The sequence below is a fragment of the Allobosea sp. CER48 genome, from assembly GCF_044752385.1.
Classification (GTDB): domain Bacteria; phylum Pseudomonadota; class Alphaproteobacteria; order Rhizobiales; family Beijerinckiaceae; genus Allobosea.
This window is the reverse complement of record NZ_JBIWYK010000734.1, coordinates 1-1,078: the sequence shown is the minus strand read 5'-3', so window position 1 is coordinate 1,078 and position 1,078 is coordinate 1. Positions and strand designations below refer to the sequence as shown.

At 70.0% G+C, this 1,078-nt stretch carries 1 protein-coding gene; it reads right to left on the bottom strand.

Annotated features, from left to right (window positions below):
- A partial coding sequence (locus ACIPIA_RS16875) for an EAL domain-containing protein (protein ID WP_400511145.1) occupies positions 1-1,078 on the bottom strand: 1,078 nt, incomplete at both ends.

The following is a 1,078-nucleotide window of genomic DNA, read 5'->3' as shown; positions in this document are numbered from 1 at the left end:
CGGCCGGGGCGGCGAGAAGGCGGTCCCCTGCCCCATCGTGACGCCGAGTTCGATCATGTCGGCAGCCAGCGGATTGTCCTCGACCTGCTCGGCGACGAAGGTGATCGACGCGCGGCCGAGCAGGGCGGGAAGATCGCCCACGGCGATGTCGCTCGTGACCTTCCCCTCCAGATGGTCGCGCAGCATCGCGGCCGGCGCCTTGATGTACCGGACGCCGCGATCGAACAGGGACCGCGGGTCAAGCCGCAGGTCGACGAGCTGGTCGAGCGCGAAACTCACGCCATTCGCCGACATCGATCCGAGCAGGCCGAGGCTGGTCGGATCGAGCGAGCGGAACACGGCCTGCGGCATCTCGACGACGAGGTGCCCGATATGATCGCGATACTTGTCGAGGATGCGCGTCAGCGCCGCCAGCGCCCGCGAAGAACTCCAGGTCGCGGCGCTGAAATTGCAGGAGACGAAGATGTCGCCATCCTTCGACGAGAGATGGCGGGCGATCGCCAGCGCGCGCGTCAGGACGAGCGCATCGAGCGTGGGCCCGAAACCACGGGCCTCGACCGTCTCGATGAACTCGTGCGGCAGCAGCAGGGTGTCCTCGTCGAGACGCAGCCGCGGCAGCGCCTCATAGCCGCGGGTGCGGCGCTGCGGCAGCGAGACGATCGGCTGCAGATGGACCTCCAGCCGCCCCTCGCTGAGCGCCCGGCCGATAAGCGCGGCGCGCTCGGCCTCAGCCGCTTCTCGCGCAGCCTTCGCCGCGGCGGCGCGCTCGGCAGCAATCTGCTCCGCCCTGGCACGGCGCACCGCCTCCGGATCGAGCACGACTTCCGGCGCGGCGTGCACGGCCGGCGCCGCCGCTGCGGCCGGTTCCGGCAGGCGTGCCAGCACCGTCTCGTGATCGGCGAGCGTGGTCGCCACCTGATGGATCAGATCGCCGAGCAGCCCGACCTCGGCTGTGAGTTCATGGATAGCCGCCCGTGCCGGCGCCGCATCGACATCGCGCATCGGCATCTGCTCGACACGTTGGGACAGCGCATCGAGGCGGATCGCGTTGGTCGCGAGACGGACCTTGACCTCTCCG